The organism is Bacteroidales bacterium (assembly GCA_016709865.1).
Taxonomy (GTDB): domain Bacteria; phylum Bacteroidota; class Bacteroidia; order Bacteroidales; family VadinHA17; genus LD21.
This window is the reverse complement of record JADJLX010000003.1, coordinates 580,315-597,009: the sequence shown is the minus strand read 5'-3', so window position 1 is coordinate 597,009 and position 16,695 is coordinate 580,315. Positions and strand designations below refer to the sequence as shown.

The 16,695-nt window shown below is 40.7% G+C and carries 13 protein-coding genes and 1 tRNA gene; 5 read left to right on the top strand and 9 right to left on the bottom strand.

Features of this window, described 5'->3' with window-relative positions:
* The first annotated feature begins 74 nt into the window (after positions 1–74).
* Complete coding sequence (locus tag IPJ16_08005) at positions 75–1,199, top strand: esterase (protein ID MBK7627126.1); 1,125 nt, start codon at positions 75–77, stop codon at positions 1,197–1,199.
* On the opposite strand, the gene IPJ16_08000 is transcribed toward IPJ16_08005, so the two are convergent.
* Entirely contained in the window at positions 1,196–3,913 is a 2,718-nt protein-coding gene (locus IPJ16_08000; GenBank protein ID MBK7627125.1) for a carbohydrate-binding family 6 protein, read from the bottom strand. The two genes, IPJ16_08005 and IPJ16_08000, sit on opposite strands and share 4 nt — an antisense overlap.
* Before the next feature lie 362 nt (positions 3,914–4,275).
* Here IPJ16_08000 and IPJ16_07995 point away from each other — a divergent pair, with 362 nt between their 5' ends.
* Genes IPJ16_07995 through IPJ16_07985 form a run of 3 tightly spaced genes read left to right on the top strand, consistent with a single transcriptional unit; the run spans position 4,276 to position 5,536 of the window.
* Positions 4,276–4,686 carry a glyoxalase/bleomycin resistance/extradiol dioxygenase family protein gene (locus IPJ16_07995; GenBank protein MBK7627124.1) on the top strand — a complete coding sequence of 137 codons (411 nt, stop codon included), beginning with the start codon at positions 4,276–4,278 and terminating at the stop codon, positions 4,684–4,686.
* A gap of 15 nt (positions 4,687–4,701) precedes the next feature.
* Positions 4,702–5,088, top strand: a complete 387-nt coding sequence (locus IPJ16_07990) for a DUF1801 domain-containing protein (protein ID MBK7627123.1) — start codon at positions 4,702–4,704, stop codon at positions 5,086–5,088.
* 10 nt (positions 5,089–5,098) lie between these two features.
* Complete coding sequence (locus IPJ16_07985) at positions 5,099–5,536, top strand: VOC family protein (GenBank protein ID MBK7627122.1); 438 nt, start codon at positions 5,099–5,101, stop codon at positions 5,534–5,536.
* Positions 5,537–5,592: 56 nt separating this feature from the next.
* On the opposite strand, the gene IPJ16_07980 is transcribed toward IPJ16_07985, so the two are convergent.
* Positions 5,593–5,665 (bottom strand) — tRNA-Pro (locus tag IPJ16_07980).
* A 72-nt stretch (positions 5,666–5,737) separates the two neighbouring features.
* Between IPJ16_07980 and IPJ16_07975 the strand changes: the two genes are divergently transcribed.
* Positions 5,738–6,928: a DUF5009 domain-containing protein gene (locus tag IPJ16_07975; GenBank protein ID MBK7627121.1), complete on the top strand. Its 1,191-nt coding sequence runs from the start codon at positions 5,738–5,740 to the stop codon at positions 6,926–6,928.
* Positions 6,929–6,998: 70 nt separating this feature from the next.
* Here the strand turns inward: IPJ16_07975 and IPJ16_07970 are convergent, their stop codons facing one another.
* From IPJ16_07970 to IPJ16_07940, 7 genes are all read right to left on the bottom strand, one after another.
* Positions 6,999–8,108: a glycoside hydrolase family 32 protein gene (locus tag IPJ16_07970; protein MBK7627120.1), complete on the bottom strand. Its 1,110-nt coding sequence runs from the start codon at positions 8,106–8,108 to the stop codon at positions 6,999–7,001.
* Entirely contained in the window at positions 8,072–8,581 is a 510-nt protein-coding gene (locus tag IPJ16_07965) for a hypothetical protein (GenBank protein MBK7627119.1), read from the bottom strand. Before IPJ16_07965 ends, IPJ16_07970 begins: the two co-directional genes overlap by 37 nt.
* Positions 8,582–8,778: 197 nt before the next feature.
* Complete coding sequence (locus IPJ16_07960; GenBank protein MBK7627118.1) at positions 8,779–11,073, bottom strand: GH92 family glycosyl hydrolase; 2,295 nt, start codon at positions 11,071–11,073, stop codon at positions 8,779–8,781.
* 62 nt (positions 11,074–11,135) lie between these two features.
* On the bottom strand, positions 11,136–12,164 hold the full coding sequence (locus tag IPJ16_07955) for a glycosyltransferase family 9 protein (protein MBK7627117.1): 1,029 nt from the start codon (positions 12,162–12,164) through the stop codon (positions 11,136–11,138).
* Between the two features lies 1 nt (position 12,165).
* Complete coding sequence (locus IPJ16_07950) at positions 12,166–12,537, bottom strand: hypothetical protein (protein ID MBK7627116.1); 372 nt, start codon at positions 12,535–12,537, stop codon at positions 12,166–12,168.
* A 174-nt stretch (positions 12,538–12,711) separates the two neighbouring features.
* Positions 12,712–14,976, bottom strand: coding sequence for a primosomal protein N' (gene priA / locus IPJ16_07945; GenBank protein MBK7627115.1), 2,265 nt, complete (start codon positions 14,974–14,976; stop codon positions 12,712–12,714).
* A complete protein-coding gene (locus IPJ16_07940; GenBank protein ID MBK7627114.1) occupies positions 14,973–16,691 on the bottom strand; it encodes a response regulator in 1,719 nt (572 codons plus the stop codon). The genes priA and IPJ16_07940 overlap by 4 nt, the downstream gene beginning before the upstream one ends.
* Positions 16,692–16,695: the final 4 nt, after the last annotated feature.

Sequence of the window (16,695 nt, the reverse complement as noted above, 5' to 3'; positions counted from 1 at the left end):
ATTAACTTTGATTAATTACTGCCCCGGTATAGTGGTACTTAAAAATATTTCTGGAATTTAAACAAAGTATTAAAATGAAAAAAACATTATTCTTCGTTTTACTGGTGTTTGCATCATCATGCAAATTCAGTATGGCTCAAACGCAACTGCCAGCTATTATAAACGACTTTAAACCATCTACTCTGAATCAGCCGGGACAAGAATACCCCCAGGTCAACTCGCAGGGTTATGCACGATTCAGGATAATGGCACCACAGGCTCAGAGTGTTGTTGTAAGTCTTGGACTTGGCGGAACCCGTGGAGGGACTCCCCTTACTAAAACAGAGGATGGTACGTGGGTTGGTGTTACAGCAGGCCCCCTGGAAGAAGGATTTCACTATTACCACCTGACTGTCGACGGCGGAGTCTTTAATGACCCCGGCACTTTGAACTTTTATGGCTCAACCCGTTGGGAAAGCGGCATCGAAATACCAGCTCATGACGAGGACTTTTATGCCTTGAAGGATGTTCCCCATGGAAAAGTCCAACAGATCCTTTTCCCCTCCAAAAGCACAAATACATCGCGCCGGGCATTTGTTTACACCCCTCCCAGTTATGACAAGGATAAATCAAAAAAATATCCGGTGCTCTACCTTCAACATGGATGGGGAGAGGATGAAACCGCATGGAGTAACCAGGGCAGAGCCAATCTGATAATGGATAACCTGATTGCAAATGGGAAGATCAAACCTTTCATCATCGTTATGACATACGGGATGACCAACGATGTAAAGATGGGAGGAATGAGAAATTTCAAGATAGATGCTTTTCAGACAGTCCTTATCGACGAATTGATCCCTTATATTGATAATAATTTCCGCACCCTTGCTGACCAGTCCAATCGGGCCATGGGTGGTCTTTCAATGGGCGGGATGGAAACCAAAACAATTACACTTGCCCGTCCTGATGTATTTTCACACTATGCTCTTCTCAGCGGGGGTACATACAGTCCGGAAGATATCAAGGACAAGTCTAAGGTAAAGCTCATCTTCCTAAGCTGTGGCAGCTTCGAAAATGCTGAAGGAGTAAGGAAAGCCGCTGCAGCTTTAAAAGATGCCGGCATCAATGCTGTATCATATGTTTCTGAGAATACTCGTCACGAGTTTCAGACCTGGCGCCGAAGCCTGCTGGAACTTGCGCCGCTTCTTTTTACTAATTAATTGGGATTAGGTAATGAACTATAATTAGCAAGAGGCCTTATGGTATCCCATTTACTTACTAAATCTGTCTGCTGTGATGTAGAAAAGTTCTTTATTATGTTTAAATGATCCAGAAGCACAAACCCCTCCGGCGAAATACTGATAGTATTTTCACCTTTTTCAAGCTTTACGGTAACACGTTCCCAAACCCAGTTGCCTGGATTACCTGTGTTCCAGAATTCTATATCAAGGACTCTTTTACCGTTGATCACTACAGGAGAGAGAAAGATCTGCTCGCGTTTAAGTGTAAATCTGAATTCAAGGATATAGCTCCCCGATTCAGGGGCATTATATGACCACATCACATGATGTCTGGCATCACCTACTTTGGTTTCAAGGTACCCTGTTCCGGTATAACCTTTTAACTCATTTTTTATACCCGAGATCTTAAAATCCGAAGCCTCCGCTTCCAGAATGGTTCCTCCTGCAGTTGGCTGCATCGATGGCAGGTTTGGCTGAGCTCCATTCGCGATAACGTCGAAAAGTGACCAGTTAAAGTTCTCTCTCCAATCAACATACCCCACACGATTGGTCCACAACGGATTATTATAATTAGCCAGGCCGCTGGCCGCATAATGTCTCCAGTAGCCAGCAGACATATTCAGTTCTTCAATTGCTTTATTATACCATTCCCTTTGCAGTGTCTCCCTGAAAAGTGAGAGATAAGTTGCACCACGGATTTTATGGCCATAATTTTTCCCCAGTCGGGCCATCGTTTTAATATCATCAATTGTTATGCGCAACTCCCTATTCATCTCCTGACTCTGTGCATCGGCCCATTTTAATGCGAACTCAGAATTCTGAATGATCTTATCAGCGACCTGTAAAGGTGTTTCTCCTTCTATTTTTGATCCGGTTACGAAAGCTTTTGTATAGACGGGAATAGAAATATAGCCGGTGCCTTTATGAGGGGGAAGGGTAATGAACCTGTTTACATCGTGGTAACCCGAAGGAGTGTTTGCAATATCAGGGGTCGATTGTCCTGATTCAATGTACCACTGAAAATCAAGCGCTCCCCAGTGAAAACCGGTAACCAGAGGATAAATCATTGATGCAGATTGCCATGCATTGAACATCTCCTGAGCATTGACTGATGGAAAACGGTATTTAATGTTATCGATAAAACGATCATTACCAATATCGGGGTTATATCCCAGTCTGCCCCAGCACATCCACTGATACCAGTGCTTAACAATTTCCAGTTCCTGTGGACCATCAGAGTATTTGTCAAGGAATTCCCTTCCCCAAACATACTGGTCGGACCCATAATAGAAGCCTTCAGATACATCATAAGGAATGTTTTTTATGAAATCCCTTACAAAATCCGGGGCTCCCCATCTGAAATAAAAACTATCATCGTTGCGAAGCGTCCACAGGGTTTTCAGGTTTTCGCCCTGAATATCTTTTACAAATTCCTGATGAAAAACCTGATTAACAGAACTATAAACATGGGCCTGAGCATATTTGAAACTGAAAACGAAGTTGATGTTTTCATTCTTCATTACGTCTTTAAAAATAGAAGTGATTTCTTTTGCCTGTGTCTGATGCTGACGGTGTATAAAGTCAATTTTCCGTCCGGGTTGTTCTTTCAGGGCATCCAATACGCCTTGTCCATAGGTCGCAAAAGCCCACTCTTCTTTTTGTGTTGCGGTAAAGTCGTACATATTTTCACCGGTTGTCAGTCCGATTCCTGCCAGATCGGGGTAAGTGAGCACCATTTGCTTAATGCTTTTCCGGAAATAGTCTGTTGTAACAGGATTATCGGGTTTGTCGGTAATGCCGTATTTCCCTTCTGTTCCATAAACAAAAATATTCCAGGTTACAACATAAAACCTGACGTTTCGCTGTTTGCCATAGGCCATTACTCTGCGCCAGAAATCAATTTTCTCCTCAATAGTCATTTTTTTGAGCACTTCGAAGCTTTTCATTATCTCAGGGGCATCGAATCCCCAGCCATTAAGTGAATAGTTTTCTTTCCAGTCGCCGGTACTCTTTCGAACGTCGTTCAATGCAATGTCGGGATATTCAGGTACTTTAACCATTGATGGAAACGGATGCATATTCCAGAGTGAAATAAGGTTATAGCGGTAACGGGCAAGGTTATCGATGTACTCTTTCCAGAACTCAAAATTCCACATTTCACCCATGTTCTTCTGAGCTGCATCGCTCGGTTCGGTATAAGTCGGACTGCGCATATCGAGCGGGATATTAAACTTGGTCCCGCGAACCTTCATGTATGGGTTCTGCAACTGATTTTGCACCGCATCGATCCCCTTAACCTTAATAATTTCAGCTACTTCAAGGCCGCCATACATTGTACCGGCTTCATCATATCCCAACACATAAATAGTTTTTTGATCCTTTCCTGTAATATGAATTATAAAACCTTCATCTTTTAATCCGGCAACATTTTTAATACCCGCTCTTTTTATACTCTCTTCAGCAACTTTCTCATTTTTGCTGATCAGCACTATTTTTACCTGATCACCCATCATCTTTCCGGACTTAGAATTCGAATAGCTGTTAAAATCCAACCCTTTCTCTTTCATTACAGTCTCTATTTCACGAACTGCAAATTGTACTTTGTCTGATTCTTTATTTGAATAAAGACCAATATTCTGTGCATTTGCAGAAATAAATGATACAGCAAATATTAATACTATCAATTCCTTCATGAATTTTAGCTTAGTTGATTTTATTAAGGTAGAAAAAAAATCTATGAATTAGTATATTTGTACTACTTTTTGTACTTCTAATGAAAATGGCCTCGTAAATATCTGATTTACAAAGCCATTTTATTTACATAGTCATGATGAGTAGACAAGGAAACACACCACTTAACATCAGGATAGTACACTCCACCCTAGGGTATGATAGTCTTTAGATACCGTCTCCCGGTAATGATTACTGAACTTTTTTCAGCCAATAAATGTTATACATAACACTTATTTGCTTTGGACGGTATTTGTCAGCGAAACTCAGCAAACTGCCAGAAAAACAAAGCTCAAGTGAGGTTTGACAACTAATTCTTGATATTATGGAAAAACAGATATTTATCAATTTAGCAGTAAAAGACCTTCAAAAATCAATGGCCTTTTATACTGCATTAGGATTTTCAAATAATCCGCAATTTTCTGACGATTCAGGTAAATGTATGGTTTGGAGTGAAAACATTTTTGTGATGATAATGACACACGAAAAATTTGCATCTTTTGCCACCAAACCAATTGCAGATACAAAATCAAATTTAGCAGGACTTTTTTCCTTGTCGGTGGACAGTGTTGATGAAGTGAACAGTATTATAAGCAAAGGACTTGATGCAGGAGGAACAGAGCCAACTGAGATGAAAGATTATGGCTTTATGCAACAAAGAACTATTGAAGACTTAGATGGACACACGTGGGAAGTATTTTATATGGACATCACGAAATTTCCGCAACAATCGTAATGAACTGAAACAGTGATGAAGAAAGAAATTGAAGAATATAATCAGTTATCAGACGAAGTTGACCTTTGCAACAAGCTGGCAACTTTAATAGATAATCATTTGAAGAATGCTGAAAATAAAATCTGGCATGCACACCCTGTTTGGTTTTTAGAGGGTAATCCAATAGTTGGATACAGCAAGGAGAAAAAAGGTATACGTCTTATGTTTTGGAGTGGTGCAGATTTTGATGAAGTAGATTTAAATGTGAGAGGCGGCAAATTTAAAGATGCCTCTGTATTTTACAATTCAGCAGAAGAAATAAAAACTACTGACGTTAAAAGATGGATTGAAAAATCAATTGAAATTCAGTGGGACTATAAGAATATAGTTAAACGAAAAGGAAAATTAGAACGATTAAAATAGACAATACACAATGGCACTAATAAATCCTCATATCAACTTTAATGGAAATGCAGAAGAAGCATTTACATTCTACAAATCAGTTTTTGGCGGAGAATTCGCTATGGTCATGCGTTTAAAAGACTTGGCAGGTCCTGAATTCCCCGTAGCAGAAATCGATGCAAATAAAATTATGCATATTGCATTGCCTATTGGTAAAAACGTCTTAATGGGAAATGACATTCCCGAAAGTATGGGACGTGTTAACGAAAACGAAAACAGAAGTAAAATTTCGATAAGTGCAGAAAGCAAGGAAGAAGCTAACAAATTATTCAATGGACTTTCAGCAGGTGGTGAAATTGAAATGCCTATTGGTGACAGTCCATGGGGTTCGTATTTTGGAATGTTCAGAGACAAATTTGGTATTGAATGGATGGTAGATTTTGACCCAAAATATAATGGTCAGATTTAACTGATAGCGGACTTAAAAATAAAGCCCGGCACATTAATGCCAGGCTTTTTTATTTGTCGGGGTGAGAAGACTCGAACTTCCGGCCCCTACGTCCCGAACGTAGTACGCTACCAACTGCGCCACACCCCGATTAATTCGTGTGGCAAAAATAATAAAATTATCTTTATTCTTTTAACCTTTGCAGCAAATTACATAAACACAATGGATACCACCAACCGAATCTACTCAATAGATATTATGCGGGGCTTAACCCTCGTTCTGATGCTCTTCGTAAACGACCTTTATATGCCAGGGGTACCCGAATGGCTTGGACATATGAAAGCAGATTTTGATGGTATGGGTCTGGCCGACTGGGTGTTTCCCGGTTTCCTGTTCATGGTCGGTATGGCTATCCCTTACTCAATAGGCAAAAGAATAGCCGCCGGCACAAACACATTCGACATATCAAAACATATAATAAAAAGAAGTATTGCCCTTATAATAATCGGAGTATTAATGCTTAATTCAGGAAGAGTCAACTCCGAATTAACAGGTATAAACAGTAACCTCTGGGCTATCCTTATGTATCTGGGGGTATTTCTCATCTGGAATAACTACAGGGAAAATGATAAGAATTTCTTCACATTAACCGGACTGAAACTGGCAGGAATGGGCATACTGATATTCCTGGTGCTCAAATTTCAGTCAGGAGAGGCTGAAAACAACGGTTCCCTTATTACCAGCTGGTGGGGAATACTTGGACTTATCGGCTGGGGATACCTCGTGGCTGCTTTCATCTACCTGCTGATACGCGACAGCATCCTTAACAGTGTGGTTGCTTTCCTTTTCTTCCTTATCATGAATATCCTCTCGAAACTTGATCTCCTTGGGGCACTCGATATAGCAAAACCAATCTTCGGGGTAATTATCGAAGGAAACGTACCGATGATTGTTATTGCAGGAATGATAGCTGCACTTGTTTTGAAAAAATATTCTGCAGATAAACCTGACAAAGCAATGCTGATTATTGGTTTGATGGGATTCGTAAGTATAATAGCCGGATTCATTCTTCGTAACTGGTTCATCATATCCAAGATACAGGCAACTCCAAGTTGGGGAATGATCTGTATTGGCATCAGCATGTTACTTTTTGTACTGCTGTACTGGGTTATAGATTTAAAGAAAAAGACCAAATGGACATTCTTATTTAAGCCCGCCGGAGAAAACTCTCTGACAACTTATCTTGCCCCCGACATTATATATTATCTTATATGGAGCTCCGGAGTTCATGTTCTTATATATAAGGAATCGGGACTGCCGGTTGCAGCGATAATAGGTTCAGTTATCTGGGCTTTCCTGATGGTTGGATTAACTGCTCTTCTGGTTCGTTTCAATATAAAACTGAAACTCTGATTCCAGCTGCTACCTGATTCTTTTTTTACCACAAAGTGCACTAAGGTATACACAAAGGAACACGAAGGAACTATTGTTGCCAGATCGATTTAAGGCTATAGAATACTGCGTTCTCAAGAGTGACTTCACCTTTTGAGAATACCTTTAACTTTATGTAACTCTCTGTCGGAAAAACAAGGTTCGTCATAACCAGCTTACCATTGTCAACAAAAAGTTCTGATGATGAAGCATCCATAAGTATTCTGAATTTCAATTTGTCCCCGGCTTCATATGCAGAAGAAGAAATACCAGCAAATTTTCCTGAGAAATCTGATCTTCCTGCTCTTGTGCGGTCGACAAAGATCTGCTTTTGTTTACCTGTATATCCGATTACCAATTGCTCTTTCAAATTGTTCTCAAGGATAATTCCAATAGAATCGGCCGCACTCCCAATCAAATTAAAATCAATTACCATCTCGCACTGCATCATACTGATGCTATCAGTGTTAATCTCCATATCACCTTCTAATTTCTGAGGCTCTTTAAATGGCCTGTATACCTTATTCCGCAGAGAAACAAGTTCCTGCACCGGATTTGAATAAAGTATATACTCTTTCCCGTCCTTCAGTAAAGATATCTCCCTGGGAACAGTAGTTGCACTTCTCCATCTAATCGTTGGTACCACATTGGCATAGTCCCAGTTGCTCATCCAGCCTACAAACAGCCTCCTTGCATCCGATTCAGGAATATTCGACCATGTAACTCCGGCATAATTATCCCTGCCTCTGTCCACCCATTTCTCCTTAGTATTATCAGGCATAAATTTGTGCCCGTCGAAATCTCCTGTAAAATACTGTGTTGCAGAACCGCCATCTGGTCCTCCCGGATTGATACTCACAAACATTACCCATTTTGAATTGTCACCATTGGTAACTTTAATTTCGAATAAATCGGGACACTCCCAGACTCCTCCGTGTGCTCCTATTCCCTTTCCGAATTCACTCTCAAATCTCCAGTCGAGCAGATCAGGTGAGGAATATATATGAACCCTGTCCTGGACAGCAAGTATCATTATCCATTTATTTGTTGCATTATGCCATATTACTTTGGGATCCCTGAAATCACGTATCCCCGGATTCTTAAGTACCGGATTCCCTGGGTATTTCACCCAGGTCCGACCCTTATCTGTACTGTATGCAATACCCTGATTCTGAAATACATTGCTGCCTTTTTCTCAAGTACAGGATTGTGATAGGTGTAAATGGCAACTACAGGAGGGTTCTGAATAGTACCAAGACCCGAACTGTTTTTTGTATCCGCCACAGCACTGCCTGAAAAAATATAGCCGAGAGAATCGGGGTAAATTGCTACAGGTAAATGCTGCCATTTAATCATATCCTTACTAACTGCATGCCCCCAGTGCATTGGTCCCCATACTGTACTGTCGGGATAATACTGATAAAAGAGGTGATACTCCCCGTCAAGGAAAAACATACCGTTCGGATCATTCATCCATGCCGAATCGGGTGAGAAATGATATTGCGGACGGTATTGTTCATTATTATAAGATGCTGGTTTTTCATTTGCGGGTATTCCACCATTTCTGAAATTACAAGAGAATGATAAAACACCAAAAACACCTATGAAAAAAAATAACCTTAAATACTGTATCATCTTAATAACTATTTAATTGTATGAATAGAAGAACTATCACAGAGTTACACAGAGGAGACACAGAGTTACACAGAGGTTTAAAATTCCTTGTAAACCCTACCATTTAATTTCTTGTTTAATTTTTCTTATAATATTTGTCAATGTATCAACTAAATTTCTCTCAGTGGCTCTCTGTGTATCCTCTGTGTCTCTCTGTGTCAGTTCTTATTATTAACACTCATCGAGAATGGAAATGATTCCTCTTTAGTTCCCCGTTCTAAATCGGGTTCTCTACCCATTGTGAAGGTAAGCTTCCCTCCTTTTTGAAGGTCTCCATGACGGATAAAATTAGCATCAATCCGTTTCCCGTTCTTCTTTATGTTCTGCACATAAATATCTTCCCTGCTGTTGCCGGGAGCTGATATTATAAGTTTTTTGCCATTTTCGAAATGCAGCGTCGCCTTGCTGAATAGAGGTGATCCGAACACATATTCATCAGTTCCCGGAGTGACAGGATAGAATCCAAGAGCAGAAAATACGTACCAGGCTGATGTCTGTCCATTGTCCTCATCGCCGCAATATCCGTCGGGAGTATAATTGTAGAGTTTATCAAGCACCTCCCTTACACGGTACTGAGTCTTCCATGGCTGACCTGAATAATTATAAAGATAGATCATATGCTGAATAGGCTGATTGCCGTGAGCATAATTACCCATGTTCATAATCTGCATCTCGCGGATCTCGTGTATAACCTGACCGTAATATGAATAATCAAATACGGGGGGTACTTCAAAAACTGAATCGAGCTTCGCATTGAAATAGTCCTTCCCTCCCATCAGATTAATTAGTCCGTCTACATCCTGGAACACACTCCATGTGTAGTGCCAGCTGTTGCCTTCGGTAAAGGCATCGCCCCATTTATATGGACTGAATGGTGACTGAAATGTACCATCGAGATTACGGCCGCGCATCAGTTTCCTTCCCGGATCAAATACATTTTTATAGTTCATAGCTCTTTTTTCAAAGAGATCTATTTCTTCTTTCGGACGGTTAAGTGCCGTTGCAAGTTTTGATATGCAGAAATCGGCATAAGCATACTCAAGAGTACGGGCTGCATTTTCATTAATACCAACATTATAAGGCACATAACCCAGGTCATTATAATATGATGCACCATATCTGCCTACTGAAGTAACAGGACCTACACTATCGGCATTCTTAAGGATTGCCTTGTAAAGAGTCTCAATATCATAACCTCTTATTCCTTTCAGATATGAGTCTGCAATGAGCGAAGCCGAATTGGAGCCAATCATGCAGTCGCGGTGCCCGGGACTAGCCCATTCAGGCAGCCATCCGCTCTCTTTGTATGTATTAACGAGGCCTTCCATAATCTTGCTGTTCATATCTGGGTACATGAGGGTTGTGAAAGGGAAGAGCGCCCTGAAAGTATCCCAGAAACCATTATCGGTAAACATATATCCGGGTAACACTTCACCATTATACGGACTGTAATGAACAACCTCATTCTTTTCATTTAACTCATAAAAACTCCTTGGGAACAGAATCATCCTGTATAGACATGAATAGAATGTCCTCTGCTGATCTGACGTTCCTCCTTCAACAGCAATCCGACCGAGCTCCCTGTTCCACACAGCTTTGCCTTCAGCTTTAACTGTTTCAAAATCTTTCCCGTCAGTCTCACGGTTGAGATTTAACAATGCCTGCTCCGGACTTATAAAGGAGGAAGCAATCCTTACATTTATCTTATCTCCCCTCTTTGTTTTGAAACCCAGCACAGCGCCTGAATGAGCGCTCTCTGATTCGAGTGTATTAACTTCTAAAGTATCTCCATGCCAGGTATGAGTTGAAGTGAAATCCCTGTCAAAAACAGCAACAAAATAGTTATGGAAGTTCTCAGGAACACCACCGCTGTTATTACTGCAATAACCTATTACTTTTCTTTCAGCCGGGATGATCTTCACCATCGAACCCTTTTTAAATCCGTCGATCAATATAAATGAGGAGTCATTTTCAGGAAATGTAAAACGGAACATGGCAGCACGTTCGGTAGGTGTTACTTCAGCAGTAACATCATAATCAGCCAGGTAAACACTGTAATAATAAGGTTTCACTATTTCAGCCTTGTGGGAGAACCATGAAGCTCTCTCACTTTCCCTGATCTTAATCTTACCTGTAAGCGGCATCAGTGAGAAAGCAGCATAATCGTTGATCCACGGGCTCGGCTGATGAGTCTGTTTTATACCCATTATCTTGTAATCGTCATAGGTATAAGCCCAGCCATTGCCCATATTCCGGGTCTGGGGTGTCCAGAAATTCATTCCCCAGGGCAATGCTATTGCCGGATATGAATTCCCGTTCGACAGCCGGAACTCAGAATCGGTTCCCATCAGCGGATTAACTAAATCTACCGGATTCTTATCAGCAACTGATTCATTTCTCTGAATGAAGTAAGTGCCCACAACAATAATAACAGCTATGAAAGCTACCAGCATTCTCCTTTTTGAAACACCTGATGAAAAATCACCAAATCTCCCGTGGCTATGATTATAATGCATTATATGATTTTTAAGTTTCTTATTCTTTCAAAAACAATTTCAGGAGTGAGCCATACCATGCAGGCAAAATCTCCCCGCTTGCATTCACCTTTGCCAAAAGTGGTACAAGGGCGGCAGGTGAGCTGATCGACCGGGATACTTACAAAATAATCCTTTGGCTGCATCCAGGCGCCGAATCCGCTCAGAGGATCTGTTCCTCCCCAGATTGAGATGACTTTTGTACCAGCAAGAGCAGCCATATGCATATTGGATGAATCCATTGCAATCATAAAACTTAGTCTGCTCATTAATGCCAGCTCCTCATCAAGGTTCAATTTCCCTACCAGGTTTACAGAACCCGGTACTTTTTTCTGAAAGACGGCAAGCTTCTCAGAATCTTCAAATCCTCCAAACAGCCAGAATCTGCATTTATGATGCTCTGCGATCATTGAGAGTAACTTAATCATATTCTCTTCCGGCCACATTTTCAACTTATGTTTTGCATAAGGGGCAACACCAATATTTAGTTCGCCTGAATTTAAAATTAATGTTTCAGCTACCTTTGAAGCCTCATCCGATGGAAGGATCGAAATATCAGGTGAAGGGTCAACACTAAAACCGGCTTTTTTAAATACATCTGAGTATCTGGCAACAGAGTGCTTAAGCTGATCCTTTTTTCTGCCTTTAACAAGAAGCCTTTTTTCTCTTCGCCCTTTATCAATGACAAATACAGGGACCCCTGATAATCTGAAGATTAACCTTAATATTTTTGATCTCAGAACATCGTGCAGATCAATAACACAATCAACTTCTTCATCTCTGATAATATCGCGGTATAGCCTAAATATTCCTGGTAATCCTTTATGCCGCTTCTTAAAATCCGGAAAGAAGAGACTGAGTCCCTTCACATTAGTAAAAAATGGTTTATATGCGAGTCTTGTGAGTAATACTAATTCCACATCAGGAAATTGTTTTCTCATACCGATTAAAACCGGAGTAGTGAGAGCAACGTCTCCCATAGCGGAGGATCGTATAACAAGCAACCTCATATCAGTATTTCTCGTAGGATTTTTCCTCTATTAATCCGGATGATGTTTTGATATTGATCTCTCTTTTAATCTCCGACCTCTTATCATTCTTAAAATAAACAGCACGCGCTGTTGAAACAAAATCTTCACCAAAATCCTTATTTCTCTCAAGGTCACGGATATGGTCCTCAATATCCCATAATTCACAGTTAATCAGATATAAAGACTTATAAAGATCATCATCAGTACTGATAATCGATGAAGAGATCTTGATAAGTTCGTCATACTCCTTCTGAAGGTTAACAAGCTTGGATTTATCCTTAATCCTCTCAAGTTTTATCTGAATAATTGTGAGTTTATCAATTATCTCACCGTTTGATACTTCTATTTTCATCTTGAAATTATTATTAACCCAAAATTAGCATCTTTTTACTTACCAATAGCTTTAATTCACTCCTTCGTTTTAGGACCTCTCCCCAACCCCTCCCCCAGGAGGGAGGGGCTTGAAAAATTAAGAATATTTGGTTACCCCCTTCTCTCCCGGGAGAAGGGGGAAAGGGGGAAGAGGTCAATACGGATCCACATCAATAGCTATCCTGAGTCCTGAAGCACCCTTCTCTTTTTCCACCCTGTCGATTGCCTCAATGATAAGTTGTTTGGCCCTGGCTGGAGGTTTCTCCTTCTCGATCTTTATCAGAACTGTCTTTATATACCATAGCTGCACCTGAGAAATTACCGGTGATTCCGGTCCCAGAACCCTTTTTCCAAAGATTGTTTTCAGGTCATCTCCAAGAATATCGGAAAAGTGATTAAGCTGTGCACGATCCTTATGCTTTATGCTTATTTTAACCATCCTGCAGAAGGGAGGATAATTGAATGTCTTTCTCTCTTCTGCCTGTATCTTAAACATATTCAGGTAATCGTGCCTCAGTACCAGTCGGATGACCCTGTTTGCCGGATCACCAGTCTGGATAACAACTTTCCCCTGTTTCTGACGTCTTCCGGCCCTGCCGCTTACCTGTTCCATCAGCTGGAAACTTCTTTCATGAGCCCTGAAATCGGGGTAGTTCAGCAGGTTATCAGCATTGAGTACACCAACAACAGTTAGATTCTCGAAATCGAGACCCTTTGAAATCATCTGTGTACCAATTAGAATATCAATCCTCCTCTCTTCAAATGCTCTGATAAGTTTCCGGAAGGAGTTTTTATTCCTTGTAGTATCCTGATCCATCCTGGCAACCCGTGCATCGGGAAATACTATCTTTATCTCATCTTCAATTTTCTCTGTTCCGAAGCCGCGTGTTACCATCCCAGTAGAATGACAACTTCCGCATTTTGACGGAGTGCCTGTGGTATAGCCGCAGTAGTGGCATACCAGCTTATTTATTGCTTTGTGATACGTCAGATTAACGGCACACTGAATACATACAGGTATCCATCCGCACTCCGAACACTCTATATAGGGTGAAAAACCTCTCCTGTTCTGGAATAGGATTATCTGTTCCTCTTTCCCGAGAGCTTCATCCATTGCGGCAAGCAGTTCAGGTGTAAAATGTGAAACCATAAGTTTCTTTCTGTAAGCCTCCCTGGTGTTTCCAATGATAATGTTTGGCAGTTTAATCATACCGTACCTCTCCATCAATTCAGCCAGTCCATATTTGCCAATGACTGCATTATTATAGCTTTCTATTGAAGGAGAAGCAGATCCGAGGATGGTTTTTGCCTTATGAAAGGCAGCAAGCATTATTGCCGAATCGCGTGCATGATATCTGGGAGCCGGATCGTGTTGTTTATATGATCCATCATGCTCCTCATCTATTATTATCAGTCCCAGATCGCTGAAAGGAAGAAATATTGATGATCGCACACCCAGTATAAGACGGTATCCGGTTAAGGGATCATCATCAGCAACCCTTTTCCAGATTTCCACTTTTTCCGGATCGCTGAAACGGGAATGATAGACACCGGTCACAGCCCCGAAGTGTTTTTTTAGCCGGAGTATGATTTGTGTTGTCAGTGCTATTTCGGGCAGCATATAAAGCACCTGTTTACCCTTTTTCAGCTGTTCTTCAATGAGATGGATATAGATCTCTGTTTTGCCGCTTGATGTAACACCATGCAGCAGTACTATATCTTTTTCTTTAAACTGGGTAGTGACTGACGACCATGCTACAGATTGCGCCTCACTGAGTTTTTTTACTGGTTCCTTAAAACTGTCCGACTCAGCTATCCTCGAAACCGGAAGCGAAACAGAGTTCAGTATACCTTTGTAGATTAGTGCATCCAGTGTTGCGGGAGAAGATTGTGTCTCAGTAAGTAACAATGCTTTGTTAACCGGAAAGATTTCTGTACCTGATGTATATCCTGTTATTCCCAGATAAGCAATAAGAAGATTCTGCTGCTTAGGTGCCTTTTTTAGCCGGTCGAGAATTTCATTAAGTGCTTTATCTGTATACTTCTCAGCAAGAGAAATGAATGTTTCGAGCTTCGGGCGGTATTCGCTCAGACTGGCAGCAGAAGGAAGTGCAGCCTTCATCACCTCTCCCTCGCTGCACAGATAATATTCCGAGATCCATTGCCATAGGCTAAGCTGATTCTCATTAATAAGCGGTATAGTATCAGGGATACTTGAAATAGACTTAACATTTTTGTACCCCGGATCAATGTTATGAGTCTTGCTAACGATACCGGAATAGAGGTTTTTGCTGCCGAATGGTACCATAACTCTCAAACCCGGCACAACCCTGCCTGACATCTCATCAGGGATCGTGTAAGTGAATCGTCCCCTTACGGCAAGTGGTAAAATAATATCTGCGTACCGGTTATTTGTCATCGAGATTTCACAAAGCTCGACATTATAGTAATAAGGTGGTCTTTCCGAATCGGTTTTATAAGGCAGGCATCGCAGCCGGCTTCAATTACAATGTCTTTATCATCTTCAAAAACAAAAGCTGTCTGGGCAATTATCGGTATATTTTTCCTTATTTTTCTTATCTCCTTTGTGGCTTCGATACCGTTCATTTCAGGCATCTGCATATCGAGAAGTATAACATCTATATCAGGTGTTGATTTCACGAGTTCAATTGCCTCATATCCCGAACGTGCCATCAGTATCGAAACACCAGTATCATGAAGAATCCTGTTCAGATAAATAAGAACATCCTTGTTGTCATCAACAATGAGGCACTTTTTCGAACTCCAGTCAATAGGTTTAAGAAAATTGCTGATGCCTGCATCCGGGATCTTTATTTTTGTACTTCCTGCCGGCCGGTAGGGTATAGAGAAGCTGAATTCCGAACCTATTCCTTTTTCCGATTTTACGAAGATCTTACCTCCCATCCTTTCAACAACCTCCTTAGCCAGAGTTAGTCCTATTCCCAAACCCTCAAATGGCCTGTGGTGTCCGCCTACTTCCTGCCTGAACTCCTCAAAAATATGGGAAAGGTTTTCGTTTTTTATCCCTATGCCTGTATCTTTTATTTTAAAAACTATTTTATCATCTTCTCTCTGATATGCAAACTCAATTGATCCGTCGAGGGTGAATTTCACAGCGTTATCCATCAGATGGTTAAGTACACGCTTAAGCCATACCCTATCGGTAAAAATAAGATCTCCGTTTTCCTCAAACTGATTTTTAACATTAAGCAGTATTGGTTTTTCATTGCGTCTGATGATCTGCCTGGTATCCTCCACAATCTCATTTATAATTGAGATAAGCGATGTCTCCTCATAGGTAATCTCGATCTGATTGCTTTCTAATCGCGACAGGTCAATAATATCACCAATTATCTGAAGAAGTTTCTCGCTGTTGTGATTTATATGTTCAATATACTCTTCCCTTACATCACTGGTAATATTATCTGCGAGAAGAAGATTTGAGAAGCCAACAACGCTATTAAGAGGGGTTCTGATCTCATGTGATATATTTGCCAGAAAGCTCGATTTGAGCCTGTTACTTGCCTCTGAATCAACATTAGCTTTTACAAGATCAGCATGAATCTTTTTCAACAATGCAATATCACGGTCAATAGATAAATAGCCCAGCTTTTCGCCGCTATCACTTTTTACTACAACAGATTTATCCGACAGGTTCAGATAATGTCCATTATGATGACGCAGCCTGATTTCACTCTCAAAAAATCCGGTCTTCTCAAGAGCTTCTGTCTTCCTTTGAATGAAATCACGGTCATCAGGATGTATTAATTCTGAGGGTGTTACAGAATTGAAAGCAGTACTATCGACTCCGAGAATTGAATAAAATGCAGGATTTGCATACTTAAGATTATGATTATTATCGTAGTATGAGATCCTGTCGGTGGCTGCATTCATCAGGAGCCCGAAGAGATTTTCTAACCCATCATTTCTATCCGATGTATTAATACCCGGATTTTCAGATTTAGCAATCCTGCCCTGTATCTCATAATTCAACTCTTCAATCTTCCTTGCCTTTTCCGTGTCAGATTTCCTGACTCTGAACAAATTAACAGAAAGCCATATAATTATACCAAGAGCTATAACAAAGAGTGCAACAGTAACAGGACTAATCATAAAA